Origin of the sequence: Nonlabens sp. (genome assembly GCF_018401815.1) — a bacterium.
GTDB lineage: Bacteria > Bacteroidota > Bacteroidia > Flavobacteriales > Flavobacteriaceae > Nonlabens.
In genome coordinates, this window is record NZ_JAGYKG010000006.1 from 88,115 (window position 1) to 113,285 (window position 25,171).

24 protein-coding genes are annotated in these 25,171 nt (G+C 37.2%); 13 read left to right on the forward strand and 11 right to left on the reverse strand.

What is annotated here, in order from left to right:
• The first annotated feature begins 425 nt into the window (after positions 1-425).
• The 3 genes from KG732_RS11655 (at position 426) to KG732_RS11665 (ending at position 2,659) form a co-directional block, all read left to right on the forward strand.
• Positions 426-1,199: a prohibitin family protein gene (locus KG732_RS11655; protein ID WP_213523908.1), complete on the forward strand. Its 774-nt coding sequence runs from the start codon at positions 426-428 to the stop codon at positions 1,197-1,199.
• A gap of 203 nt (positions 1,200-1,402) precedes the next feature.
• Positions 1,403-1,756 (forward strand): arsenate reductase family protein, encoded by a 354-nt coding sequence (locus tag KG732_RS11660; protein WP_213523910.1) that lies wholly within the window; start codon positions 1,403-1,405, stop codon positions 1,754-1,756.
• Complete coding sequence (locus tag KG732_RS11665; protein WP_213523912.1) at positions 1,757-2,659, forward strand: DMT family transporter; 903 nt, start codon at positions 1,757-1,759, stop codon at positions 2,657-2,659.
• Positions 2,660-3,457: 798 nt separating this feature from the next.
• Here KG732_RS11665 and KG732_RS11670 read toward each other — a convergent pair.
• The 5 genes from KG732_RS11670 to aspS form a co-directional block, all read right to left on the reverse strand.
• The gene (locus tag KG732_RS11670; protein WP_213523914.1) at positions 3,458-3,934 is read right to left on the reverse strand and encodes a thioesterase family protein; all 477 of its coding nucleotides are present in this window, start codon (positions 3,932-3,934) and stop codon (positions 3,458-3,460) included.
• A 101-nt stretch (positions 3,935-4,035) separates the two neighbouring features.
• The gene (locus KG732_RS11675; RefSeq protein WP_213523917.1) at positions 4,036-5,400 is read right to left on the reverse strand and encodes an MATE family efflux transporter; all 1,365 of its coding nucleotides are present in this window, start codon (positions 5,398-5,400) and stop codon (positions 4,036-4,038) included.
• 18 nt (positions 5,401-5,418) lie between these two features.
• Positions 5,419-6,450: a ferrochelatase gene (hemH, locus tag KG732_RS11680; RefSeq protein WP_213523919.1), complete on the reverse strand. Its 1,032-nt coding sequence runs from the start codon at positions 6,448-6,450 to the stop codon at positions 5,419-5,421.
• A 96-nt stretch (positions 6,451-6,546) separates the two neighbouring features.
• The gene (locus KG732_RS11685; protein WP_213523921.1) at positions 6,547-6,813 is read right to left on the reverse strand and encodes a hypothetical protein; all 267 of its coding nucleotides are present in this window, start codon (positions 6,811-6,813) and stop codon (positions 6,547-6,549) included.
• Between the two features lie 128 nt (positions 6,814-6,941).
• A complete protein-coding gene (aspS, locus tag KG732_RS11690; protein WP_213523923.1) occupies positions 6,942-8,690 on the reverse strand; it encodes an aspartate--tRNA ligase in 1,749 nt (582 codons plus the stop codon).
• 230 nt (positions 8,691-8,920) lie between these two features.
• On the opposite strand from aspS, the gene KG732_RS11695 reads away from it, so the two are divergent.
• Complete coding sequence (locus tag KG732_RS11695) at positions 8,921-9,280, forward strand: toxin-antitoxin system YwqK family antitoxin (RefSeq protein WP_213523925.1); 360 nt, start codon at positions 8,921-8,923, stop codon at positions 9,278-9,280.
• 70 nt (positions 9,281-9,350) lie between these two features.
• On the opposite strand, the gene KG732_RS11700 is transcribed toward KG732_RS11695, so the two are convergent.
• On the reverse strand, positions 9,351-9,893 hold the full coding sequence (locus tag KG732_RS11700) for a hypothetical protein (RefSeq protein WP_213523927.1): 543 nt from the start codon (positions 9,891-9,893) through the stop codon (positions 9,351-9,353).
• A gap of 102 nt (positions 9,894-9,995) precedes the next feature.
• On the opposite strand from KG732_RS11700, the gene KG732_RS11705 reads away from it, so the two are divergent.
• The 4 genes from KG732_RS11705 to KG732_RS11720 all read left to right on the forward strand — a co-directional run bounded on the left by KG732_RS11705 (position 9,996) and on the right by KG732_RS11720 (position 14,433).
• The gene (locus KG732_RS11705) at positions 9,996-11,546 is read left to right on the forward strand and encodes a hypothetical protein (protein WP_213523929.1); all 1,551 of its coding nucleotides are present in this window, start codon (positions 9,996-9,998) and stop codon (positions 11,544-11,546) included.
• A gap of 17 nt (positions 11,547-11,563) precedes the next feature.
• Positions 11,564-12,112, forward strand: coding sequence for a hypothetical protein (locus KG732_RS11710; RefSeq protein ID WP_213523931.1), 549 nt, complete (start codon positions 11,564-11,566; stop codon positions 12,110-12,112).
• Positions 12,113-12,286: 174 nt separating this feature from the next.
• Complete coding sequence (locus KG732_RS11715; protein ID WP_213523933.1) at positions 12,287-12,970, forward strand: TetR family transcriptional regulator C-terminal domain-containing protein; 684 nt, start codon at positions 12,287-12,289, stop codon at positions 12,968-12,970.
• A 122-nt stretch (positions 12,971-13,092) separates the two neighbouring features.
• Positions 13,093-14,433: an AarF/UbiB family protein gene (locus tag KG732_RS11720; protein WP_213523935.1), complete on the forward strand. Its 1,341-nt coding sequence runs from the start codon at positions 13,093-13,095 to the stop codon at positions 14,431-14,433.
• Between the two features lie 208 nt (positions 14,434-14,641).
• Here the strand turns inward: KG732_RS11720 and KG732_RS11725 are convergent, their stop codons facing one another.
• From KG732_RS11725 to KG732_RS11735, 3 genes are all read right to left on the reverse strand, one after another.
• A complete protein-coding gene (locus KG732_RS11725; protein ID WP_213523937.1) occupies positions 14,642-15,922 on the reverse strand; it encodes an amidohydrolase family protein in 1,281 nt (426 codons plus the stop codon).
• A 108-nt stretch (positions 15,923-16,030) separates the two neighbouring features.
• Complete coding sequence (locus tag KG732_RS11730; RefSeq protein ID WP_213523939.1) at positions 16,031-17,185, reverse strand: SH3 domain-containing protein; 1,155 nt, start codon at positions 17,183-17,185, stop codon at positions 16,031-16,033.
• A gap of 35 nt (positions 17,186-17,220) precedes the next feature.
• Complete coding sequence (locus tag KG732_RS11735) at positions 17,221-18,354, reverse strand: DegT/DnrJ/EryC1/StrS aminotransferase family protein (RefSeq protein WP_213523941.1); 1,134 nt, start codon at positions 18,352-18,354, stop codon at positions 17,221-17,223.
• A 116-nt stretch (positions 18,355-18,470) separates the two neighbouring features.
• Here KG732_RS11735 and KG732_RS11740 point away from each other — a divergent pair, with 116 nt between their 5' ends.
• Both KG732_RS11740 and KG732_RS11745 read left to right on the forward strand, forming a co-directional pair.
• Positions 18,471-19,736, forward strand: coding sequence for a glycosyltransferase N-terminal domain-containing protein (locus KG732_RS11740; RefSeq protein ID WP_213523943.1), 1,266 nt, complete (start codon positions 18,471-18,473; stop codon positions 19,734-19,736).
• Positions 19,714-20,691 carry a carboxypeptidase-like regulatory domain-containing protein gene (locus tag KG732_RS11745; RefSeq protein WP_213523945.1) on the forward strand — a complete coding sequence of 326 codons (978 nt, stop codon included), beginning with the start codon at positions 19,714-19,716 and terminating at the stop codon, positions 20,689-20,691. Before KG732_RS11740 ends, KG732_RS11745 begins: the two co-directional genes overlap by 23 nt.
• Before the next feature lies 1 nt (position 20,692).
• Here the strand turns inward: KG732_RS11745 and KG732_RS11750 are convergent, their stop codons facing one another.
• Both KG732_RS11750 and KG732_RS11755 read right to left on the reverse strand, forming a co-directional pair.
• Positions 20,693-21,352 carry a DUF2461 domain-containing protein gene (locus KG732_RS11750; RefSeq protein ID WP_213523947.1) on the reverse strand — a complete coding sequence of 220 codons (660 nt, stop codon included), beginning with the start codon at positions 21,350-21,352 and terminating at the stop codon, positions 20,693-20,695.
• 97 nt (positions 21,353-21,449) lie between these two features.
• On the reverse strand, positions 21,450-22,229 hold the full coding sequence (locus tag KG732_RS11755) for a S24 family peptidase (protein ID WP_213523949.1): 780 nt from the start codon (positions 22,227-22,229) through the stop codon (positions 21,450-21,452).
• Positions 22,230-22,360: 131 nt separating this feature from the next.
• On the opposite strand from KG732_RS11755, the gene KG732_RS11760 reads away from it, so the two are divergent.
• The 3 genes from KG732_RS11760 to dinB all read left to right on the forward strand — a co-directional run bounded on the left by KG732_RS11760 (position 22,361) and on the right by dinB (position 24,996).
• Positions 22,361-23,188, forward strand: coding sequence for an SOS response-associated peptidase (locus KG732_RS11760; RefSeq protein ID WP_213523951.1), 828 nt, complete (start codon positions 22,361-22,363; stop codon positions 23,186-23,188).
• Positions 23,189-23,201: 13 nt separating this feature from the next.
• Positions 23,202-23,486 carry a hypothetical protein gene (locus KG732_RS11765; protein ID WP_213523953.1) on the forward strand — a complete coding sequence of 95 codons (285 nt, stop codon included), beginning with the start codon at positions 23,202-23,204 and terminating at the stop codon, positions 23,484-23,486.
• A 292-nt stretch (positions 23,487-23,778) separates the two neighbouring features.
• Entirely contained in the window at positions 23,779-24,996 is a 1,218-nt protein-coding gene (gene dinB / locus KG732_RS11770) for a DNA polymerase IV (RefSeq protein WP_213523961.1), read from the forward strand.
• The last annotated feature ends 175 nt before the right edge of the window (positions 24,997-25,171 follow it).

Consider the following 25,171-nt stretch of genomic DNA (forward strand, 5'->3'; position numbering starts at 1 on the left):
TCTTGAAGCTAGTTTTTAACTTTACTATGATTAGGAAATTACTTCAAAGACTACTGTTGTATTGAGCAGGGGTTGAAAATGCCACAGCATTTTCACCGCAATTCTTAAGACTGCCGCATCAATTGAACGCTTTGCACATTTAGAACCGTTGATTCATCCAAAGACATAGTTTTTTAATTTTATAATGACATTGGTGGCCATACAATTCTCTTGTTCTACGCTTTTCAATAATCAGACTTGATGTTCCTAACATGCTCCAATTTACTATTTTTTGATATCGTTTTAAAATCATTTTGTTATTAGATGGTCCGTCTGTTTTTGACCGTTATGTTAGTTTTTATAATTTAAGAAAAAAATAACAAATAACTCTGTTACTATTACCATTAGCTTTGCGACTTTTACTATTATTAACTAATAGTATTACTATGAAAAAGCCATTTACCCTCATCGCCGCTTCTTTACTCATGACCAGTTGCGCAGTTATCCGGCCGGGAGAAGCAGGTGTGAAACAACGATTAGGCAAACTAGAAGATAAGGTAACCACTCAAGGTACTGTTGTGTTTAATCCTTTTACTACAAAGGTGATCAAAGAATCCATACAAACTAACAATCTGAAGCTAGCTCTAAGAATACCTAGTAAAGAGGGTTTAAGTGTTGATTCTGAAATTTCCATTCTTTATCGACTAGAAGTTGATATGGTACCTACTGTACTTAAAAACATTGGTCCTAACTATAAAGATGTTATGTCAGCAGTATTTCGTTCTGCCAGTTCTGATGTTTGCTCACAGTTTTTTGCGAAAGACATGCATTCTGGGAAAAGAGCAGATATCGAACAAGCTATTAAAGTAAAAATGGAAGAAACCCTTACTCCACAAGGAATTATTATTGAAGCTGTTCTTATGAAAAGCATCCAATTACCGCAAGGCCTCTCTTTTTCTATCGAGCAAAAACTACAAGCAGAACAAGATGCCATGAGAATGGAATTTATTCTTCAAAGAGAACGATTAGAAGCAGATCGTAAAATCATCGAAGCCACTGGAACTAGAGATGCTCAATTAATTCTAGCACAAGGTCTCACAGCAGAAATACTCAAAATACGAAGCATTGAAGCTTTTATAGAACTGTCCAAATCTGCTAACAGTAAAGTAATTATAACCGATGGTAGAACACCATACCTTATTAATGAAGCAAAGAATTAGCCATCTAGCTTTTTTAAAAATTATGGGTTGATCTAAGAAATTAGACAACCCATTTTTATGGTGTTCCAATCTATTTGAATCACTACCCTAAACACAACAGCAACAGCCATTTTATATAAAAAAACCAGAACGCCCGATAGTTACTGGAATTAATATTACCAGAAACCTATTCCTGATAACAAAAGCTATCGTAATTTTGTACGATGAAAAATTTATTCATTTATCTAGATAGCTGTAATACTTGTCAACGCATCAAAGATGAGCTAGATCTTCCTGGAGATGTTGCCTTACAAAACACAAAAGAACAACCAATAACTGTTGAACAAATAGAGTTTTTAAAAGAGCAAACCGGTTCATACGAATCACTATTTAATAGACGAGCACAGCTGTATAGAGGACGTGGACTGCACGAAAAGGAACTTTCTGATACCAATTATAAAGAGTTATTGCTCGATCATTATACCTTTATAAAGCGACCTATTCTTATTTATAAAGGCGAAGCTTTCATAGGCAATTCTAAAAAAGTAGTTGCTGATGCAAAAGTGGCAATATCTTAAATGAATGCACGCAGCATAGCTATTATTTGTGGCTTCTTTGTCGCATTATTTTACGCCTATAATTTTACCGCAGCAAAAGAAGTAACTCCTTTATATATAGGCCCTTTTGGATTAACCTGGTATCGAGTAATAGTGACATGCGCCATTTTCTGGATCATCTCTTTAGTTGCAGGACCCAAAGAAAAGATCCCTTTTAGAGAGTTACCGCCTATAGCTCTAGCGGCATTTTGCGGTGTAGGTTTTAATATGGTAACTTTTATGTGGGGACTATCGCTTACCTCCCCTATAAATGCCTCTGTATTGATGGTAAGTACTCCTATAATTGTATTGGTATTAAGTGCTATCTTTTTAAAAGAACGTCTTTTTGCTACTCGTATTATAGGAATTCTAGTAGGTTTTTCTGGAGCAGCCTTGTTGATATTCTTATCTACGGGAACTCGTGCAGAAGCATCAAACCCCACCTTGGGAAATCTGTTGATATTTGTAAACGCTTTCTCCTATTCCTTTTACATCCTTCTAGCCAAAAGACTAACAGCAAAATATCATGTATTTACGTTAATGAAATGGTTGTACTTTTTTGGGCTGCTGTTCATCACTCCTTTTGGAATCACACAAGGACTAGCCTTTGATTTTGAAATGGCGAGTACCTCTACATTACTCTATATAGGTTACGTCATTTTATTTGCGACTTTTGGAACTTATATGCTTAATATTATTGCAATTAAAACATTAAAGCCTAGTGTAGTGGCTGTCTTTGTGTATTTACAACCGCTGCTGGCTACTTTAATAGCAGTGGGTTTTGGAAAGGATATCATTACTTGGCAAAAAGCATTAGCAGGACTTCTAATTTTTAGCGGGGTCTTTTTAACTGGGCTGAAAAAGAAAAAGAAAAACAATAGGTAGCCAAATTGATCTTTTCTGATCTAAGAACGCCAGTGGCACAGACGCTACAAATTATTAAATATATTAAGAGTAGATACAGACGATCAGAAAGAGCTTGAGGCTCCTCTGAACTTATTACAAGAAATAGGCTCCAAACAGCTCCAGTTTTTAGAAGCGATGCTTAACGCTCTAAAGACCAAACAGATCAATATGGGATTTAAAAATTTTGAAATACTAGTTGTATCATATGCGATTGAAGCTATACTTCAGGATTATAAAAAAAGCGTGAACACCCTACAATCAAAGGTGGCTAACAGCATTCCAACACCGTAAAAATATATAGGCCTCTAGTAGGGATGAAACAAGAGTTAAAAAACCTCATCACTACTTCTATTAAATTTTCTAATCAAAATGGAGAAGTAATCCTATCTGGATAAACAGATAAAAACGCGGTAACCATAACCGTTCAGGATAATGGTATAGGTTTCAACAAGCAGACCGAACAAAGTCTATTTAAGAAATTCCCCAGGGCATTTGAGAACTAATGGAGAGCCAAGCACCGGTCTTGGTCTTTATTTGGCCAAAAGTATTGTGGTAAAACACAGCGGTAGCATCAGCTTACTTAGTGAAGCAAAGAGCGCTAGTTTTCCGGTTGCTATGCCTATCAAAACTTAATAAATACCTACGTCATTTGTACTATAAAGCGCTGATGTTGAAGACCCATTTATTGCTCCTTCCAACCAATCTGCAGCATAGAGTTTTATTCGTATAAATTCAGATTATAGTAAAACCTTCCTGATACCAGTACTGGTCTATTAACTACAGCTGATCTGAAGGAAATTCCCCATGTGCTCGCATATCTGCTTTTTCTAAAATCTTAAAGTCTTCAGATTTTGGAAAGTTTTTAATCCTTTTATAAAGTTCAGGATGCAATGCGGTGATTTTACGTTCTTTTAAATTCATCCATGCGCCTATCATTAGGCCTCGAGCGACATTACGCCCTTTGTAATCATAAAAATTATGTCTAAAACTAAACATGCTCGCATTGTCACTCATCCCAGTCACCTCACAAGTGACCGTAATTGGTTTTCCCTGGTGAATTTCTTTAAAGTAGAAGATATTTTCATTAAAAATAACTGGGCCAGTTTCATATTGAGCCATTTCTCGCTGCCCAAAATCGTTTTCTATTAAGAAAGCCATACGGGTGTGACTCATAAAGTTTTGATACGCGCTATTAGCCATGTGCCTGTTGGCATCTAGATCGCTCCATCTTACGTCAAATTCCTTTTTGTACATCTATTCACTTGTTTGAGTCGAAGATATTGTATGCGTGCATAGCATCGAAAAGGTTGGGATATATTTAATAATTCCGCTTTCGCGAAAGCGAGATCATTATACTAATCTGTGATAGAAACAGGTTTTAATTTACCCATTGCTTTCCATAGAAAATAAGCTGTAATCAGTGTAGAAAGTACGTCTGCAATAGGGAAACTGATCCAAACTCCAAATTCTCCATAAAAATTAGGGAGAATGAGTAACAGGGGTACTAAAATAATTGCCATGCGCAGCAGGGTTAATACTAAAGCAGGAATAGCTTTACCTATGGCTTGATAATAAGCGGCGCCAATCAATTGAATAGAAATAATAGGTACCGAAAGAAATACTAATTTCATGGCAAATGAAGCTTGCTCGATAACATCTGGGTTTTCGGTAAAGACCCCTACAATCTCTCGAGTAAAAAAGAAAAGGCCTAAGAAAATCATTATTCCTAATCCGCAAGAAATTTTAATGGAGGTATAAATAACCTCTCGTACACGCCCCCAGAGTTCTGCCCCAAAATTATATCCCGCTATAGGTAAGAAGCCTTGAGTAACTCCCATTACCGGAAATAAAGCAAACATCATCATACTTCCTATAATACGGAATACGGCAACTCCGTCAACGCCGCTTAAATCAAATAAGATGTTATTCATTATTAAGTAGATCAAACTAGAGGTCGCCTGTCTGGATAGGGTTACAAAACCAAGGCTGCCTATTTCTTTGAGAATTTGCCAGTCTGGCAATAAGTCCTTTAGAGAACAGAGCAACTCACTTTTTCCAGAGACAAAGAACCAAAAAATATAGCTAAAACAAAGGCCGTAACTAATAGTCGATGCCCATGCCGCACCAGCCATGCCCATATCCAACAGATTAATCAACATATAATCCAGGAACAAATTCCCAACAGAGGGGATCAACATAGCTATCATAGCGTGTTTAGGGGCGCCTTCAGCTCTGATGACATTATTCCCCATCATGCACAATCCAAGAATAGGAATCCCGTAAAAGACAATCTGATAATAAATCTTGGCCGGTTCAAAAAGCGGTCCTCTACCACCAAATGCGGGGACTAAAGTATCGACAAAAAGAAGACCGAAAACAGTCATCAATACGGTGATCACTACCGTAAGAGAAAGCATGTTTCCAAAAGTCCGCTTGGCTTTTTCTGTATGATCTGCTCCTAGCGCTCGAGAAATAATGCTAGAACCACCTATTCCTATCGCCATTCCTAAAGCAGCAACGAAAAAGGAAATAGGTAACACCACACCTATAGCAGCAAGTGCGTCAGAATTGATCCAGTTGCCCACAAAAATGCTGTCCACTAGAATATTGAGCGACATCACCAGGATGCCTATAGAAGCAGGAACTGCCTGTTTTATAAGTAATCTGGTGATCGTTTCAGTTCCTAAAAGTTGGGATTTATTGGCTCGTTTTATAGACATCTGGGGGTTAAAGAATCTTTAGGCTTTGATCTCACTCATGGCCCATTCATCGATCCATCGAGAAAGCACTTTTACCCAATCCTCACGGTCGTTTAAACAGGGAATCACATGAAAATCTTTACCTCCTACTTCGTGAAAAATCTCTTCTCCTTCCATAGCGATTTCCTCTAGTGTCTCTAGACAGTCACTTACAAAAGCTGGTGTTGCAATGGCCATTTTCTTGGTACCGCCTAAGCCCATTTTTTCGATGGTACGGTCGGTATAAGGTGTTAACCATGGGTCAAAACCTAAACGGGACTGGAAACTCGTAGAAAAAGTCCCTTCTTCCATTCCCAAGTATTCTCCCACTAATCGAGTTACCTCTTTACATTGATGGCTATAACAAAATTCATGTGCAGGGGAAGGTGTAGCGCAACATTTGCCATCCATTTTACAATGTGACTTAGTAATATCGCTTTTTCTGATATGTCTTTTAGGAATACCGTGATATGAGAAAAGCAAATGCTCGTAGTCTTTACCTTCTAAAGATTCCTTAATCGATTCTGACAGTACCCGTATGTAATCTGGATGATTGTAAAACGGAGGCATGTGCGTAAAAGACATCTGCGGAAACTTTTCTTGTCGCAATTCTTCGGCAAGCACCTGTATGGTCTCTGTAGTTGCCATGGCATATTGCGGATACAATGGAATCAATAAAACCTCATCCACCCCTTTATCGTGTAGCTCTTGCATTCCTTCCTCAATCGACATGGCGCCGTAACGCATAGCGAGTGCTATAGGCACACTTGTAAAGGCATCTATTTTCTCTTGTAGTCTTTCTGATAGTACGATTAACGGACTGCCCTCTTCCCACCAGATTTTGGCATAAGCTTCAGCACTTTTCTTAGGTCTTGTATTTAGAACAATTCCTTTTACTAAAATAGCTCTCAATATATAAGGTAAATCAATTACGCGCTCATCCATTAAAAACTCGTCAAGGTATTTCTTTACATCTTTTGGACTAGGACTGTCTGGAGATCCCAGATTGACCATTAATACGCCTTTTTTCATAGTGCTGCTTTGTTCAAAAATATTCTATTATACATCATATATGCGGCTTCCCCCATTAGGAAAGTCGATATAACTATTGATTAATTACCATCTTTATTAATTCCACTTGCTTTTATCATCCACATCCCAGTACTCATCATCCTCATCCTTCTTATTTTGATTGAAATTGAATTTACTCAAATCTTTATTTTTATAACGTGTCCATATAAATAAAGGCATGACTACAAAGAATATAAATAAGGTAGAAAGACCGATGATTTTATGACCATAAGCAACTTCTCCTTGATCAATATTATAAAACCCAACTCCTATGGCTGTCAAGGCACACAAAAGTAGAATTCCAAGAAATTTTAAAAAATTCATAGGTTATGTAATCGTATGTTACTAGTCAAAAAAGGTTTCGACGAAGCCTGTGCTGAAATTTATTTAGTGCTCCACCAGGCATCCTGGATATTGGATATTCAAACCCTCACAACACAAAAACTAACTGGCTACACCGTAACTTTTAGATTCAATTCCTTTAATTGCTCTTGATCAATAGCACTTGGCGCATCAATCATGACATCGCGACCACTGTTATTTTTAGGAAAAGCAATAAAATCTCTAATGGTTTCTTGACCTCCTAGAATAGCCACCAGTCGATCAAAACCGAATGCTAGTCCTGCATGCGGTGGCGCTCCGTATTCAAAAGCATCCATCAAGAAACCGAATTGTGCTCTTGCTTCTTCAGGAGTAAATCCTAAATAATCAAACATTAATGCTTGAAGTTCTTTATCAAATATTCTTACGGATCCACCACCTATTTCGTTTCCGTTCATCACCAGGTCATAAGCGTTAGCACGCACATTTCCCGGATCAGTTTTAAGCTTTTCCACATCTTCTGGTTTAGGAGAAGTAAACGGATGGTGCATCGCATGGTAACGCGCTGAGTCTTCATCCCATTCTAAAAGAGGGAAATCTACTACCCATAATGGAGCAAACTCGTCGGCATTACGCAATCCCAATCGCTCTGCCATTTCCATACGCAATGCGCTTAATTGTGCACGAGTTTTATGGGCTGGTCCAGACATTACACAGATCAAGTCTCCTGGTTCTGCGCCAGTAGCTTCTGCCCATTTGGCCAAGTCCTCTTGAGAATAAAATTTATCTACACTGGATTTATAAGTTCCGTCCAGGTTGCATTTTGCATAAACCATTCCAGTCGCTCCTACTTGTGGACGTCGTACCCATTCTATTAATTTATCAATGTCTTTACGCGTCATGCTCTCCCCGCCAGACACTGCTATTGCAACTACTAGCTCTGCTTCGTTAAAGATTTTGAATTCTCCCGCTTTCGCGAAAGCGGAAATATCAGCAAACTCCATCCCAAAACGAATGTCTGGTTTGTCATTACCATATTTTTCCATCGCCTCTTGATAGGTCATGCGAGGAAACGCTGCAAGCTCAATATTCTTCACTTTTTTCAATAAGTGACGGGTCATTTCTTCAAAGATATTCAGCACATCCTCTTGCTCTACAAAAGACATCTCGCAGTCTATTTGTGTAAACTCCGGCTGACGGTCTGCACGTAAGTCTTCATCTCTAAAACACTTTACAATCTGAAAATACTTGTCCATACCCCCCACCATAAGCAATTGCTTAAACGTCTGTGGCGATTGAGGTAAGGCATAAAACTGACCTTCATTCATGCGAGACGGTACGACAAAATCACGAGCACCTTCTGGTGTGGATTTGATCAAAACAGGAGTTTCTACCTCAATAAAGTCCCTTCCTGCAAGGAAGTTACGCACTTCCATAGCCACTTTAGAACGGAAGATCAAGTTCTCACGTACTGGATTGCGACGTATATCGAGGTAACGGTATTTCATGCGCAGCTCTTCTCCACCATCGGTTTTATCTTCAATGGTAAAAGGAGGAGTTTTAGAAACACTAAGGATTTCAAGCTCTTTTACAAGAATCTCGATCTCCCCAGTAGGCATGTTTTTGTTTTTAGATTCCCGCTCAATCACAGTTCCTTTCACTTGGATCACAAATTCGCGACCTAGCTTTTGGGCTTTTTCAATAAGAGCTTTTTGGCTACGTTCTTCATCAAACAACAACTGAGTAATACCATAACGGTCTCTCAGGTCTACCCAAACGATAAAACCTTTATCGCGGCTTTTTTGAACCCAACCGGCAAGTGTTACTTCTTTATTTATATCGCTAGCACGCAGGCTGCCACAATCGTGTGATCTATACATAATTAAAACTTCTAATAATGTGCAAAAATAAACCGATTTCACTCATAAACACATAAGGAATAGGTAAAGATTTGGCTATAATTAGGCCCTAATCGGACAAAATGCTCTATTTTTATTTAATTTACTTTACTGATTTACAGTGTTTTAAAATTTTAATGTAAAATTAATGTTACCTAAATGTTGTGTGAATGTGTTTTTAACGTTAAATTTGGCTTATATAAAATCACACAATGATGAAAAAATTTCTTTTAACATGCGCATTAGCAATAGGAACCTTTGCAATGGCACAAGAGGTAAAGCCTACTTTTGAAAAGATGGAAGATGGAGTGGTAAAAGCAACGTATTTCCATGAAAATGGAACTGTGTCTCAAACAGGTACATTTTTAAATAACAAAAGACACGGTGAGTGGATCAGTTATAATGCTGATGGTCAAAAAACTGCTAAGGCAGAGTATAAAAACAATAGAAAAGCAGGTAAATGGTTTTTCTGGACTAACGACCAGCTCACTGAAGTAGATTATAGTGAAAATGCTATTGTAGCAGTTAACACTTGGGTCAGTAAAGAGCCAGTGGCAACAAACAGACCATAGTTCACGATTCCCTATAATCTTGAAAATCCCTTTCTAAATTTTTAGAAAGGGATTTTTTTGTCAATTTGATTTAATTTAACGTTGTCACAAAACCGTTATAATTAAGTTTAAAATCGTTGCCTACAATATCAACCACTCCATTGTTAATAGTAAATACATATGTATTATTCTCATTTTTAGTGATAGTAAGCGTTCCAGATTCTATATCTTCTTCTCGATCTAGCGTATCATTTTGAATGTCATAATTGATAGCAAAATACATTTCCACTTGACCTGAAACCGCTTGATTATCAGTAATGGAATAAGTTCCTTCAATTTCAAAATTTTGCTGATCCGAATACACTTCCATTATAACTACATCTGCTGCGCCCTCAAGTTGATTGTTTTGAGTCAATACATAACCTTCACTTGATAATAAGATTGTTTTATAATATAGGTTAGGGCTGTCTTCTTGTACTGGCGTATCAAATCCAAACCTTAATCCAAATGTATCATTATCAATACTAAAAGAACCTCTAGATTCAATTGCTCGCATGTCATCATCATCAGATTCACAAGAGCAAAGCAATGTTAAGGAAAATATAAAGGATAATAATAATGTAAGATTTTTCATACTTTATGGTTTAATTAATATAAAATATTTTTAAAATGGTCAAATCCAAAGAAACAAACAAACAAACAAACAAAACTTTTAATTTTATTTAAAAGACCTTTAGTGTTTCTCTTTTTTACCCTATTTATCTTTTCATGTAGTGAAGATATTATTGAAGACACACAATTAAACACAAAGAACACTCAGTTAGAATTGGAAATTTCTGACTCAAGATTAATTTTTACATCAAAAGAGCATTTCCAAATAGTTCAACAAGGGCTTCAAAAGGATTTAAAACAAAATGAGCAATCAGTAGTTGATTTTTTTAATAGTTTATATGAGAGTGATTTTGTTTCTCTTTATCCATTAGTAGATGAGGAAGATACAAATGGTTATCTAGATGCTAGAGTTAATGGTGTACTAAATAATGAAAATTTAGATCCAAATGCTATTGAATTATTTAGTGAATTAGAAGATGCTTTCGGAGATGAAACTTTTTCCTCATTATTAAATCAAAATGCTGAAGTAGCAATTGGGGATCAAGTTTTTAAATATACTGATTCAGGATTATTTATGATAGACATTGAAGATTACAACGATCTAAACACATATTTAAATCAACAAAGTATAAGCGATAACTTATTAGCTAGAACTGATGTGCCAATTACAAATAATTTTATAAATGATCACAATCCATGTGGAGGAATAGTGCAATTATCACCTAATTTATCTTTTTTTGCTGCTGCTACTGAGGAGATTATCAGTGATCCTTGCGTTGTATCTGGTGGAAGCTTTTCGTCAGGCTCAGGCTCATCGTCTGGAACACAACCATCGGCAGACGATCATGCAATTGCATCAATGACATTAAATGAATGTGCTGGGTCATCCCCATTGCTAGGCAATATTTTTGGAACTACAAAGGTTTGTCACGACCAGTACTCGGATCGAAGAAGAGTAAAAAATAAATATTATGATATTGATGTGTTTTTAGCTTATGCAATAGGGGTAAAAGTGAAGCATCAGTTCAAAGGTGGTCTTTTTGGCGATTGGCGCAAAGAAGAAATTACAGAAATGGGAATGGGTTTAAATTCGATTACTTGGAAATATACACCACAAATTTATAACGTCGTTGGTCAAGTCCCAACAAATTTAACCACTATTTATGTTGATGGTCAGGCATATAGATCTGTTCAAGACTGGGTGAATTATAACTCATTAGGTCCTACACCTTTACCTAATTTACCATTTAATCAAAATGATCTTGATGTAATCATTGAAATTGCTGATGATGTATCTTTTGGAAACATATCAACAGAAAGAGACCTTACTGAATTAGTTTATTCTCAAATATTTGATCAAGTGAGAAGCACTTTTAGTAGCCTACAAAGTGAACAGTTAAAAAAAGCAGGTATTATTATTAAATCAAATAATGATGTATGGATTCAGTATTATGATCTTGCTAAAGCGTGTAACAACTGTGATAAGATTGAAGAAGTATTGGATTGGGGTATTATGACACCTTTAATCACGTATAATTTTGGGAATGCAGATCCAAGTTTTAGTTTTGACTATAATTTTGATTTTAGGAATCCAGAAGCTGTTAAAGTATCCGGTTATGGAATGGCTAGATCAGGAACTAATCAATGGCATGGCAATAGAGTAATATTCGAATAATGTATTTAAAAAGATACTTGTTTACAATCTCAATTCTTATTTGTTGTTTTGGGTTTTCCCAAAACAACAACTTTGAAACTGCTATATCTTTCAAAGTAGGAGCAATAGGTGGCTGGATTGCTGCCGAAGTTCCTTTATCAGATAAGATCATACTTAACGCAGAATTTGGTCAGGAAGGTGGTTTTTATAAAAATAGAACCGATAATGACACGCAATTCTTTTTTACAAATACTTTAAGTTTAGAACCGCGATACTTTTTTAATAGAGAAAAAAGGAAAGAAGCTGGAAAAAGCATCAACCTCAATTCTGGAAGTTATTTCGGAATAGAATTTATGAGAGTTCCAGATTGGTTAACCATTTCATCCGATAATAGTGATATTCGAATTGAACAGTCGTTTTCTATCATACCTAAAATAGGACTTAAACGAGCAATAGCAAACATCATGACTTTTGAATTTGCAGGTGGGATAGGCTACCAATTTAATGATAATTTAGAAAACTCGTTAACTGTAGGGCTAGATCTTAGAATAGGAATTTTATTATATTATAATCGGTATAAGAAGTAAGATCTTCTCAATAAAATTAAAAATCCCTTTCTAAAATTTTAGAAAGGGATTTTTTTATGCGTTCACCACTCTAAGTTTTACCTCAAAAAGACGACTAAACCTTAACATACTTTTGTTTAAACTTATTGCGTAATAAGTTAAACAGATACTATCTTTACCTCAAATACTAAGGTTATGGCAACTACTAAAAAAGCACCTGCAAAAAAGGCAACTAAAAAGAAAGAAATCACTAAGCATGATATCATCACTGCTTATATGGATTATGTTTTAGAGCATGAAAAAACGCCTAAATCTGTTTATAAATTTGCTAAGGATAACAATATGTCCGAGCAAGAATTTTACCAATTCTTTGGTAGTTTTGACAGTTTGCGCAAGGATATTTGGAACACATTCTTTACCATGACCATGGATGTAGCGCACAAAAATGAAGAGTATGCTCACTTTTCCAATCGCGAAAAGATGCTCACGTTTTTCTATACTTTCTTTGAACTTCTAACGCTTAACAGAAGTTATGTGCTCTATACCTTAAAGGAAAATCAGTACATGATGAATAAAATGGATCAGTTAAAAGGTTTGCGCAAGCACGTGAAGAATTTTTCTAAAGACTTGATCATGCAACGCAACGAGGATAAATCTAATATTTTATTAGAGCGTTCTGAAACCATTTATAGTGAAGGAGCTTGGATACAAATGTTGTTCCTTATGAAATTTTGGATGGAGGACAACAGCGCTGGTTTCGAAAAAACCGATATGGCTATTGAGAAATCTGTAAATACCATTTTTGATGTTTTCGATAACACTCCTTTAGATGCCGTTTTCGATTTTGGAAAATTTCTCTGGAAAGAACGCATGGCGTAATTAAACTTAAATCTAAGTTTAAACTTAAATAGGCTGAAGTAATAAGTTTTTTTATTTCTGCTTTCGCGAAAGCGAGACCACAATAATCATCGAATTCATTCTATTGAATTCCTACTTGTACTATGAAAACATTAGATAAAATACCTACCAGTAAAATAGGCCGCACGACAGAGCTAGTAAAGACTGGAGCTAAAATAGGTGCGAATTATATCAAATATTATTCTAAAAAAGCAGTAAATAGAGAAATGGATCGCTCCTCGCTAGATGAGGACAATGCTACCGACATATACGATGGATTAAAGAGCTTAAAAGGGAGTGCTCTTAAAGTTGCGCAAATGCTATCCATGGACAAGAGTTTATTGCCTGGTGCTTATGTAGAGAAGTTTAGTCTTGCACAATTTAGTGTGCCTCCACTATCTGCTCCTTTAGTTAGAAAAACTTTTAAAAAGTATCAAGGTGCTTATCCAGAAGAAATTTACGATACCTTCTCTAAAGATTCTGTCAATGCGGCGAGTATAGGTCAAGTTCACCGAGCTACTAAAGACGGTAAAGAATTAGCGATAAAAATTCAATATCCTGGTGTAGCAGAGTCTATAGGAAGTGATCTCGCAATGGTAAAACCCATTGCCATGAAAATGTTCAACCTCAAAGGGGAAGATTCCAAAAGATACTTCTCTGAAGTAGAAGATAAATTGACTGAAGAAACAGATTATGAACTGGAAGTCAAGCAAAGTGTAGCGATTACAGAAGCTTGTGCCCATATTCCTAATCTTAAGTTTCCTAAATATTACCCAGAGCTTTCTAACAAACGCATCATCACAATGGACTGGATGACGGGAAAGCATTTAAGCGAATTTGCAAAAACAGATTTTGATTCAGAAACCGGAAACAAACTTGGTCAAACACTTTGGGATTTTTACATGTACCAAATGCACGGATTAAAAGCTGTTCATGCTGATCCGCATCCAGGGAATTTCTTGATCTCCAAAGAGCATGAATTGATTGCTATAGATTTTGGCTGTATCAAAGAAATAGTAGACGAATTCTACCAACCCTATTTTGAGTTGGCCGTTCCTGCAAGCATCAACAATCCTGAAATATTCAAAGCTAAATTATACGACCTAGAAATCTTACGTGAGGATGATAGTGAGAAGGAAATCATTTATTTCTCTGCTTTGTTCCACGAGATGCTCAGTCTATTTACCAAGCCTTTTCAAGAAAAGACCTTCGACTTTGCAGATAGTACCTTTTGGGATGAAATTTCTTCTTTAAGTGAGAAATACAGCAATGATAAAGAACTGCGCAAAATGAATGGCAATCGCGGTAGCAAGCACTTCTTGTACATCAACCGCACCTTCTTTGGCCTTTATAATTTGTTACACGACTTAAAAGCGACTGTGAATACCCATGAATACGTAAAGTATCTAGAGGAGAAAGGCTTTAAGAACCACAGTGCGTTGTAACTCCAAAACTTCTTTCTCCAATCCTAAAGGGTGGAAGTTTTTGCTTTTATTACTTCCATCATCGCCTACACCCATCCCCGCCTTCCCTCTAGGGAAGGTGCTTATTTAAATACGTTGCAGAAACCAACCCTTAAGGGTTAGGAAAAAGATACCAAAACTTCTTCCCCCAACCCTAAAGGGTGGAAGTTTTTGTTATTAAAGATATTTTCTACCTCTTATAAACCACTCCGTCTTTCATTACAAAATCCATTTGCTCTAGAATAGCAACATTCTTTTCTGGGTTTTGAGAAACGGCTATAATGTCTGCATAAAAGCCTTTTTTTACTTGACCTATTTTATCTTCTAACTTTAAGATTTTTGCAGGTGTGATGGTAGCGCTTTGTATGGTTTCCATAACTGGCATTCCTGCCTCATTCATATAACCAAATTCTTTGGCATTCTGACCATGTGCAAAAACACCAGCGTCTGTTCCAAAAACAATAGGCACTCCTTTTTTATAAGCTCTAGCAAAAGTTCCTTGAATTTGTGGGCCTACAGTTCTCGCTTTAGGAACTACTATCGCTGGGTAGAAACCTTCCACCTCAGCTTTTTCGGCTACTTCTTTTCCTGCAGTAATCGTAGGAACTAAGTAACAATCCTTTTTGATCATGAGCTCCATAGTTCTTTCACTCATATAAGTTCCATGTTCTATAGTTTTCACGCCACCTTCTACGGCGCGATACATACCTTCGTCACCATGAGCATGTGCCGCCACATGATAACCGTAATCTGCTGCAGTTTCTGTGATGGCTTTGATCTCCTCCACGGTAAATTGCGGATTGCTCCCGTTTTTTGCCACACTTAAAACACCACCTGTAGCGGTGATTTTAATACAATCGGCACCATTTTTATAACGGTGTCTTACGGCTGCTCTTGCTTCATCTGAGCCGTTAGCTACGCCTTCTCTAGGACCTGGATTCCCCATAAAGGCTTGGTTACCTCCGTTAGTAGGATCGGCATGACCACCAGTTGTGGCGATGGATTTTCCTGCCGTAAAGATTCTTGGACCTGGCACTTTACCAGCATTTACCGCATCCCGCAGCGAAATGTTGATGCCACTGCCACCTAGGTCTCTTACCGTAGTAAATCCAGACATTAAAGTAATCTCTGCATATTTTACAGAATTATAGGCAACGTCTGCAGGATCATCCACAAATTTTGAAATGTACGCATGAGGATTATACTCTGTTTCCATGTGGACATGCATGTCTGTAAGACCTGGCATCACCCACTTATCTTTTAAATCATAATAATCGGCAGTTGTTGGGACCTTTAAATAGCCTTTATCCAAAGATTGTATTTCTCCATCAGCTAAGGTTACTGTCATCTCTGTGAGCCAGGTTCCTTTCTCCGTATCTAAGAGGTGTCCAGCGTGAATAATAGTTGTTGTGTTTTGAGCGATGCTGATGGTGATCACAAAGAACATCAATAAAGTAAGTCGCAGTTTCATATCTATAAATTAAAACCACAAGTTAAGACAGATTTGTCAAATCATTTTATAAAATTTGATTTGCCTTTAAAGAACTTTTTTTACTTTGAAGAAAAGCAACATTATTTCTCAAAACTGAATCCTACCTTTTAAATAAATTACTTTAGACCTACTGCTAGAATTTGAATTTCTCAAAAGACTATCCATAGGCAAAACAGCCATAACAAATACGTTTTCTGAAATCCAGAAAAATTCTCCTGCAGTGTACCAACTAGAAAACTTGATTAAATAATCTAGCCTAATAGGCTCTGCATCAAATTCTCTAATCGAAAATTCAGTGGTATTTGAAAACACATTAAAATATTCGCTTACTAAATATTCTCCGTTTGGAGATATTTCAGGCAAACCACTACACAAAAATTCTTTTTTGCCTGTTGTTCGATTAACCAGAATAACTTCAGCATCTTCTGCAAAACCAGATATTAAATAACTGTCCAACTCTTCAATCTGGCCGTAATATTCCGTTTTTGAAGCCCATTCACCAGTATGATCTTTTATCAATATAGAGTCTCTTCCTTTAGCAATGGGTAAGTAATATTGTTCCCATTCTACAGGTCGGTACTCGTTTTCTAGCTTGAATTTCTTAGGTTGCCAGTTGGTGTCTAGTTTGTAATTTTCAGTAATCTTTTGATCGATGTAATCATCTCTATTCACCACCTCAAATTGAATGATTTTTTTTAAAGCTTCTTTTGCAGCAGGATTGTTTTCATAGCGCACATCACATCCGCCTGGATGCATATCTCGCCTGGATGAAACACCTGTTACTGCCTTGTAATGCTCATTTGTAGCAAAATGCACTAATTCCACAAAATTATGAAGACTTGCCTTCGGAATTGAATTTAAATGTAGTGTAAGGAATATGTCAAACACATACTGCTTGCGCTCATTAGCGTAATGATATTTAGAGAAAGTAGGCCTGACTTGAACCCATTGTCCATATTTTTTCTTGCCCTCATCAATGATATAAGTTGTTCCAATAGCAGGAATATTTTCTACCACCTTTAACTGCGCTCCGTATGGTAGCTTTTGTACAACATCATAGCTTGTTCCTGGTCCAGAACGTAAATTAAGCCCGCTCTCTGCATTGATAAAATAACAAGTGTTTGTTTTTAATTGCGCTTTCGCACCTTGACTAGCAAGGCATAAACTTCTGTTTCCATTCGGAAAACAGAAAGCGGAACACAAGAAAACCACTACAAAAAGAATTTTAAAATTTACTTTCATAGTGGTTTATTTTTTTTAGAATTATCGTTCTAAAATTATCTGTTTATAAACTCCTTGACATGATCGGTAATAAACTTGATCTGCTCGTCATCCAGCTCGGTATGCATAGGTAAAGAAATACATTCCTTCACTAATTGATTGGTCACCATGAAGTTTTCTTCTTTGTAACGCTCGTCTACATAAGCCTTTTGTTTGTGCAGTGGTATCGGATAATACACCCCACAAGGAATGTTATTGGCCTGTAAATGTTTTACCAGTCCGTCTCGGTCTGCATTTTTAATAACTAAGGTGTATTGATGAAACACGTGACAGTCGCAATTATCGCAAACTATAGGCGTGATGATTTTTTCCTCCCCAGCAAAAGCTGCTGTATACTTTCTCGCAGCCTCTCTTCGGGCATTGTTATAATCGGTTAAGTAAGGTAGTTTTGCTCTTAAAACTACGGCTTGCATGGCATCCAATCGAGAGTTTACTCCTACCACGTCATGATGGTAGCGCTCGTACATACCGTGATTTACCACTCCTCTGATGATATGAGCCAGTTCGTCATCATTAGTGAAAATAGCACCACCATCTCCGTAAGCACCTAGGTTTTTTGAAGGGAAGAATGAGGTAGTTCCTACATGTCCTATGGTTCCTGTTTTAGATTTAGAACCATTGCTGTGCATATAATTAGAACCTATTCCTTGCGCGTTATCTTCAATGACATAAAGATCGTGCTCTTTTGCAATCGCCATGATCTCATCCATATTGGCCGTCTGTCCAAATAAATGAACCGGAACAATAGCTTTTGTTTGAGGCGTTATTGCCTTTTTAATAGCATCTATATCAATATTAAAATTATACGGATTTACATCCACTAGGACTGGTGTCAAATTCAAAAGCGCTATAACTTCCACCGTCGCCGCAAAAGTGAAATCGGCTGTGATGACTTCATCACCAGGCTGTAAACCTAGTCCCATCATCGCGATTTGTAATGCATCGGTACCATTTGCACATGGAATCACGTGTTTCACTCCTAAATATTCTTCTAGTTCCTTTTGAAAAGCATGAACTTCTGGACCATTGATAAAGGCTGCCGAATCTATAACCTCTTGTAGCCCTGTATTTATTCTATCCTTTATTCCCTCGTACTGACCCTGGAGGTCAACCATCTGTATTTTACGCATTTGTAAATTGTATTATCAATAGGCATTTGATGATGCATATCCATGTAAAAATAAGCAATAATGATAGGAATGCCCAAACCTTATTTTTTATATTACATTTGAATAAAGACTGATTTTTGAGGACCTTGTATAATATTTTTTCCGCTTTCGCGAAAGCGTGCCTGCCACTAGCTGGAGTTTTTAATAAAAAACTGAAGCTCGGTGCGCAAGGCCGCGAACGCACTTGGGACATTTTAGATAAAAAAGTAAAGTCGTCCCTACCCAAAATATGGGTACACGCAGCGAGTTTAGGCGAGTTTGAACAAGTTGTTCCCGTACTAGAACGCATCAACCGGGAGAATTATCAAGTCATCCTCACTTTTTTCTCTCCTAGTGGCTACGAGAACAAAAAAAACACCCCCCTAGCTGATGTGGTTTGCTATTTACCCCTAGACGCCGTGAGTAACGTAAATAAATTTATCGCCACCGTAGAACCATCGCTGGCCATAATGGTGAAGTATGAATTTTGGCCTAATTATTTAAATGCACTCCAAGAAACCAATTGTACAACCATTCTTGTAAGTGGTGTTTTTAGAGATAAAATGCCTTTTAATAGTTGGTATGGAACATGGATGACCCATTCCTTAGAAAGTTTTGATCATTTCTTTTTACAGAATGAATCTTCACTTCAAAATCTAGAAAAACTAGGTTTTACTAATGCCAGTGTAAGTGGTGATACCAGATTTGATCGCGCTAGCCAATTGATAGAAAGAGATAGTTCCATTACGGAATTAAAAAGCTTTATAGGAAATAAAAAGTGTCTTGTAATAGGAAGTTCTTGGCCAGAAGATATAGCGATCATGAAAAATTGGCTGAACAACAACGACCAAAATAAGAACTACAAAATCATTATTGCTCCTCATGAAGTAGCACCTAATTCTATTACCCAGCTATGCAACAGCCTGAACTACCACCCTATAAAATGGAGCAGCATTCAAGGCTGTGCGATTCGTGATCTCGAGGCTGAATCGACACTGATTATAGACAGCATAGGCTTGCTTACTAAAGCCTATAGCTACGCCGATCTTGCCTACGTGGGTGGAGCTATGGGAACAAAAGGCTTACACAACATTCTAGAAGCGGCAACTTATGGTGTTCCTGTGATCATAGGAAAGAACTATGACAAATTCCCTGAAGCTGGAAAATTAGAAGATTTAGGAGGTTTGTTTTCTGTAAAAGATGCTCTTGACTTTGAAACCATGACCAACCAGCTGCTAGAAGACGATTATTTAAGAGATAAAACTGGAATGATTTGTGGTCACTGGATCAACAGCAATACGGGCGCAACTAGAGAAATTGTTACCTATTTAAAAACTATAGATGAAAAACTTATTCTGGATTAGTTTTGTAGCAGTAAGTTTCAACTTAAGTTGGAGTCAAGACATTAGCATAAAAGATGCTACTACTAAAGAAGCTATTGCTTTTGCTACCATCAGTTTTGGAAACGGTAAAGGAACTTTTGCAGATGATGAAGGAAGTTTCAGGTTCTCCAAAAAACTCTATAATGACGTAGACTCTTTATTCTTTTCCAGTATAGGTTACGCTGATTTAGGTATCGCTGTAGAAAACCTACAATCAGAAGTGTTTCTATACCAACAAGCAGATGAACTGGAAACCGTCATCATAAGTGCAGCTCTTACAGGAAAATACCAAGACCGTAAAAAGAAAGAAATAGGTCACGATAATTACTTTGACTGTTGGTTGCCTACGGTAGAAAGTGAGATTGCAGTGAAATTTGATCGTTACGATGGCGAACCCACCCAAATCACTCAACTCAAATTACCGGTAGTTGTAGAGAAGAGTCAGTCCAGTAACAAAGGGAAGTTGCGCCAGTTTTCTACGATGTTCAGAGTTTCTTTTTACGATGTTCAGGAAGCTGGAAGTCCATCTAGCAGGTCGCTATATCCCTCAAAAACATTTATCATTGATCAAACCACTGAAGAAACATTTGAATTAGATATAGAAGAATTGAAGATCAATATCCCACAAAACGGAATCTTTGTTTCTATCCAAGTATTGGGATATAGCACCCCAGAAGGAAAACTCATCAAAGCTAAGAAATACAGGGAAATCAAAACTAGAAACGGTACTGTAAAGGTCTCCACCACGTACCGACCACTTCTGCCCTTTACTCAAGAAATAGAAGGTAAAAACACATGGGTAAAACGCATCTTTTTTCATAATAAGACTTGGCAACTATTTGATCTCAGTTACAACCCCAACAGTAAACTGGTAAGATCTGGCAACAACGATTATGGTATGGGAGCCGAGTTTAAAGTGTTTTATAGAGATCAGTAAATCAAACCGTTACTGCTTTATTCAAATAAGCTCTAAAAGGGATCATTTCTTTATATACGGCAACACAATGCTGCATAAAATCTTCTTGCATCACTTGTTTTTGAGTGAGATCGTGTTGTACGGCAAATGTTTTTAATCGCAGCAAGTCTATATGCTCATGATCTTGAGAATACCTTTTAGGGGCAGTTTTCAATGAATTGCCATCATCGATCAGGTCAAAAGTTTCTTTAAAAGATTTCTTGTTAAGAATTTTTTTATACTCCCTTCCATTATAATCTATAGCATCTCTAATAGAGTCAAGCAATTCCTTTTTAGGTTGGTAAAATCCGCCAGCGATAAAGGATTCTTCTGTCCCTAAATGAATATAAAAATCGCCTTGTTTTCCGTTTTCATTAAGGTCCATACCAGCACCAAAATGGTCCTTATAGATGGGCTTATTAGGATGGAACATCAAATTGTTATTGATGCGATTAATAGCTTTACGCCCGTCTATAGAAACATAATTAGGATCTACTTTTCCCAATTCGATATCGAGTTGGTTGAGCCAAGAAATGTACCAGTCGCGCACTTCATGGTAGCGCTTTCGGTTCTCATCCATCCAGTCTTTGGAATTATTCTTTTGCAAGTCCCTCAGAAAATCATATAATTTATAAAAGCTCATTAAATAGAAGTTGTATTTATTTTGTTTCGCTTTTGCGAAATCGGAATCTAAGGAACAACTACCTTAATAAAGTAGCAGGAAAGCAGGAAGCTGTGATTTACTTGTAAGAGTTGCCTTTTTTAATACTTTGTATTTCTTCTCGCAAACTATCCAGTCCTTGTTTTAACGAAATCATCGCTTCTTCTCCTTCATGCGCATCCAGGTCAAAACTCAATTTTGAGTTGACTTCCCAAAGCTCTTTAATCTCCACCACTGCTTGCTCAATCACGGGATATTCTCGATTAAGGGAGATCAAATTTACCGCTTCTGGTGATTCAGACTTGCGCATTTTTTTTACTAAAACACTATCTGTAGTAACTACCACATGAATGCGATTGTCATTTGCTGTGCGCACACTTTCCACTGCTTTTCCCATAACCCATTCTTGCGGCTGCAATACAGGCAACATACTATCTCCTTGTACTTGAAAAGCTCTATAACTTCCCTCACTGTATTGTGGCAGTGGTATGTTAAATGCCGGCAACTCGTTGTACCAATCTGTATCTTGCACATTACTAGCGTAACCAGCACTCGCTTTAATTGGAACCATGATCATATTTTCACGATCATTAGTATCCATGGTTATGATCTTAGGCGCTGTACTTGTGCTTGTCTCTAAATATTTATTGTAACTCTTCCCATACAACCACAATGGGTTCACATTAAACTGTCGCAGTAGTTCTGTTACAATTTTGCCGGTAATTTTCTTTTTACCTCGCTCTATGTCGGCAGTTGTGCTACCTGCATCGAGCAAGTCTGCAAACTCACTTTGTGTTTTCCCCAAGTCCTCTCGTACCTGTTTGAATCTTTTTGCTTCTGTTAGAATCTCTTGTGCCATAGGACAAATATAGGTATTTTAGGAATATTTCCAATTTTAACACTGGAATATTTCCATAATGTTGGAATTATTCCATATATTTGAATCGTGAACGGAGATAATTCTTGGAATATTTCCATAAAACTATAATTATGTGTGGAAGAGCAACTATAATTACGCCAGCAGTAAATTTAGAAAAGCGGTTCAACGCCGCCTTTGTAAAAGATGCTGAACTCAAAGAAAACGTAAACATAAGCGCAGGTAATAAGATACCTGTCATTACCAGCGAGCAGCCTAATCATATACAGCTATTTACTTTGGGCTACACTCCTCACTGGGCTCACAAACAGACGTACATGATCAATGCGCGCAGTGAGGGAAGTTTAAACGTAGAAAACGATCCTAATTATAAAGGAGCTATGGGTATTTTTAATAAGCCTATGTTTCGACATGCCATTAAATCTCAACGTTGTTTAGTTCTAGTAGATGCCTTTATAGAAGGTCCAAAACAAGAAAAACTTAATAAACCCTTTATCGTATATCCTAATCGTGATCGTGGCCCTTTTGCACTAGCTGGAATTTATGACACTTGGCAACATCCATTAACCAGAGAATTACATCATACCGTTGCCATAGTTACCAGTGCAGCAAATAGGCTTACACAACGAATAGAGCACCATAGGGCGCCAGTAGTATTGAGTAAAGAAGATGAAGAAAAGTGGCTCAATCCAGATATCTCTACCGCAGAGCTTTCTAGAATGATGCAGCCTTTTGACTCTAAAGGATTCAATGCTTATCCCATTTCACAAAAAATAAAAAACCCAGAAGCAAATGGTCTAGAGCTGTTAAAACCTATAGGAGATAAGCTTTTCAAAGATTACGACCGCTGTCTATATGAAAGACTCAAATTTGCTGAAGAAGATGAATACGCCATCAGAGAAGAGCGTCTTGTAGAAGGAGACCAATTTGTTTTATTTTAAAATGTATACCGACATGAATATAGAACTCATAAAAACAGAACTAGCGCAGCGAGTAGAACAGCTTCTTATTACTAGAAAAGCTAGTAGGCAAGCGACTATGAAGGTAGTATGCCAAGTAAAAACTTGGTCTGATAAAGTAGCCGAGACAGAAGACCTTATCCATAAAGTATACCACACACTTCATGAGGTACTACAGCAAAATGGTATTTACTTTAAAAATGAAATTGAAAAAGAAGGCTTTGTAAGCTTTATGGAGCCTACAGTAAATGATCTGGTCATTAAAAATATCATCGATTAAAAGCTACAAAACATAAAATAACCAACTTGTTATTTCATCAACCTCACAGAACTATTTCTGTGAGGTTTTTTAACCCATTGTTTTAAGCAAAGTGATGGTTCAACCTGTGAAAGTTCCACTTGAACAAAGTTGGAAATTAAAAGAAACATTTAGTGAGCCACCTCAAAGATTTAAGCCACAAATTATAATAAATCGAGATATTAAATAGAATCGAGATATTACAAACCGATTCCGCTATGCAGCGGAATGACAGTATAAACAAGAGATTCCTGCCTGCGCAGGTATGATAACTATGAGCGATAAACACATCATACATTTAGATCTAGACACTTTCTACGTTTCTGTAGAGAGAAAGATGGATTCACGTCTTGAAAACCGACCGCTACTTGTAGGTGGAACAAGTGATCGCGGTGTCGTTGCTGCTTGCAGTTACGAAACAAGAGGCTATGGGGTACACAGTGGGATGTCTATGAAATTGGCAAGGCAGCTTTGCCCAGAAGCAGTGGTTATAAGAGGGAATGCAGGGACGTATTCTAAACACTCTGATGAAGTCACTGAAATCATCAAACAGGAAACCCCGCTTTTTGAAAAATCAAGCATCGATGAGTTCTATGCAGATCTGTCTGGAATGGATCGGTTTTATGGCTGTTATAAGCTGGCAACAGAATTGCGCAAAAAAGTCATCAGAGAAACAGGACTACCTATTTCCTTTGGCCTCTCTATAAATAAAGTTGTTTCCAAAATCGCTACTGGAGAAGCAAAACCTAACAACCAATTGATGATCAATTACGGGGAAGAAAAAGACTTTATGGCACCACTGTCTATCAAAAAGATTCCGCAAGTAGGAGATAAAACCTATCAAACCTTAAGACATCTGGGGGTACAACGCATTCATACCATTCAAGAAATGCCCGAAGAAATGCTCATCAACGTATTGGGCAAAAACGGCAGCATGATCTGGCGCCGTGCACAAGGAGTCGATAACCGACCTGTTATTGCTTTTAATGAGCGCAAATCAATCAGCACCGAACGTACTTTTGACCGAGATACTATAGATGTGAAAAAACTAAATTCCATTCTTATCGCTATGACTGAAAACCTTGCTTTTCAACTCAGGCGAGGCGATAAACTCACCGGTTGCATTAACGTGAAAATCAAATACTCTGACTTCAACACCTACACCAAACAGATGCGAATTCCTTATTGCAGTGCAGATCATATTTTGATCCCTCACATACTAGAGATTTTTGAAAAGCTTTACAACCGCAGGCTATTGATCCGGCTTATAGGGATCCGGTTTTCACATATTGTAAATGGCCATTACCAGATCAATCTGTTTGATGATAATGAAACTGCACTTAACCTGTATAACGCATTAGATAAAATAAGAGAAAAATATGGCGATAGAACCGTAATGAGGGCTGCTGGAATGGAAGCAAAAACCATAGGCCGAATGCTCAACCCCTTTAATGGATTACCCCCAGTGGTGCTCGCACATCGCAAACAATAAGATTAGGGATTAAGGAGAATTAAAAAAATATAGGCGTGTGTTGAAATAAATCCCTATGAATTATAAAACGGACCAACCAACAAATTAATTAATTACGTCTTTCAAGAAGCTCCATGCTCGTTAAATAGCACCTAGTGAGGTCTAAAGCTCTTGAAAACCGCTTTAAATAAACCAA

Bases quoted from the DNA above. Each gene is read 5' to 3' on its own strand.
- KG732_RS11685 (WP_213523921.1), bottom strand. From the start codon at position 6,813: ATGAATTTTTTAAAATTTCTTGGAATTCTACTTTTGTGTGCCTTGACA.
- KG732_RS11750 (WP_213523947.1), bottom strand. From the start codon at position 21,352: ATGAGCTTTTATAAATTATATGATTTTCTGAGGGACTTGCAAAAGAAT.
- aspS (WP_213523923.1), bottom strand. From the start codon at position 8,690: ATGTATAGATCACACGATTGTGGCAGCCTGCGTGCTAGCGATATAAAT.
- KG732_RS11670 (WP_213523914.1), bottom strand. From the start codon at position 3,934: ATGTACAAAAAGGAATTTGACGTAAGATGGAGCGATCTAGATGCCAAC.
- KG732_RS11735 (WP_213523941.1), bottom strand. From the start codon at position 18,354: ATGCGTAAAATACAGATGGTTGACCTCCAGGGTCAGTACGAGGGAATA.
- KG732_RS11720 (WP_213523935.1), top strand. From the start codon at position 13,093: ATGAAAACATTAGATAAAATACCTACCAGTAAAATAGGCCGCACGACA.
- KG732_RS11725 (WP_213523937.1), bottom strand. From the start codon at position 15,922: ATGAAACTGCGACTTACTTTATTGATGTTCTTTGTGATCACCATCAGC.
- KG732_RS11715 (WP_213523933.1), top strand. From the start codon at position 12,287: ATGGCAACTACTAAAAAAGCACCTGCAAAAAAGGCAACTAAAAAGAAA.
- KG732_RS11660 (WP_213523910.1), top strand. From the start codon at position 1,403: ATGAAAAATTTATTCATTTATCTAGATAGCTGTAATACTTGTCAACGC.
- KG732_RS11745 (WP_213523945.1), top strand. From the start codon at position 19,714: ATGAAAAACTTATTCTGGATTAGTTTTGTAGCAGTAAGTTTCAACTTA.
- dinB (WP_213523961.1), top strand. From the start codon at position 23,779: ATGAGCGATAAACACATCATACATTTAGATCTAGACACTTTCTACGTT.
- KG732_RS11730 (WP_213523939.1), bottom strand. From the start codon at position 17,185: ATGAAAGTAAATTTTAAAATTCTTTTTGTAGTGGTTTTCTTGTGTTCC.
- KG732_RS11655 (WP_213523908.1), top strand. From the start codon at position 426: ATGAAAAAGCCATTTACCCTCATCGCCGCTTCTTTACTCATGACCAGT.
- KG732_RS11695 (WP_213523925.1), top strand. From the start codon at position 8,921: ATGATGAAAAAATTTCTTTTAACATGCGCATTAGCAATAGGAACCTTT.
- KG732_RS11755 (WP_213523949.1), bottom strand. From the start codon at position 22,229: ATGGCACAAGAGATTCTAACAGAAGCAAAAAGATTCAAACAGGTACGA.
- KG732_RS11760 (WP_213523951.1), top strand. From the start codon at position 22,361: ATGTGTGGAAGAGCAACTATAATTACGCCAGCAGTAAATTTAGAAAAG.
- KG732_RS11765 (WP_213523953.1), top strand. From the start codon at position 23,202: ATGAATATAGAACTCATAAAAACAGAACTAGCGCAGCGAGTAGAACAG.
- KG732_RS11665 (WP_213523912.1), top strand. From the start codon at position 1,757: ATGAATGCACGCAGCATAGCTATTATTTGTGGCTTCTTTGTCGCATTA.
- hemH (WP_213523919.1), bottom strand. From the start codon at position 6,450: ATGAAAAAAGGCGTATTAATGGTCAATCTGGGATCTCCAGACAGTCCT.
- KG732_RS11675 (WP_213523917.1), bottom strand. From the start codon at position 5,400: ATGTCTATAAAACGAGCCAATAAATCCCAACTTTTAGGAACTGAAACG.
- KG732_RS11700 (WP_213523927.1), bottom strand. From the start codon at position 9,893: ATGAAAAATCTTACATTATTATTATCCTTTATATTTTCCTTAACATTG.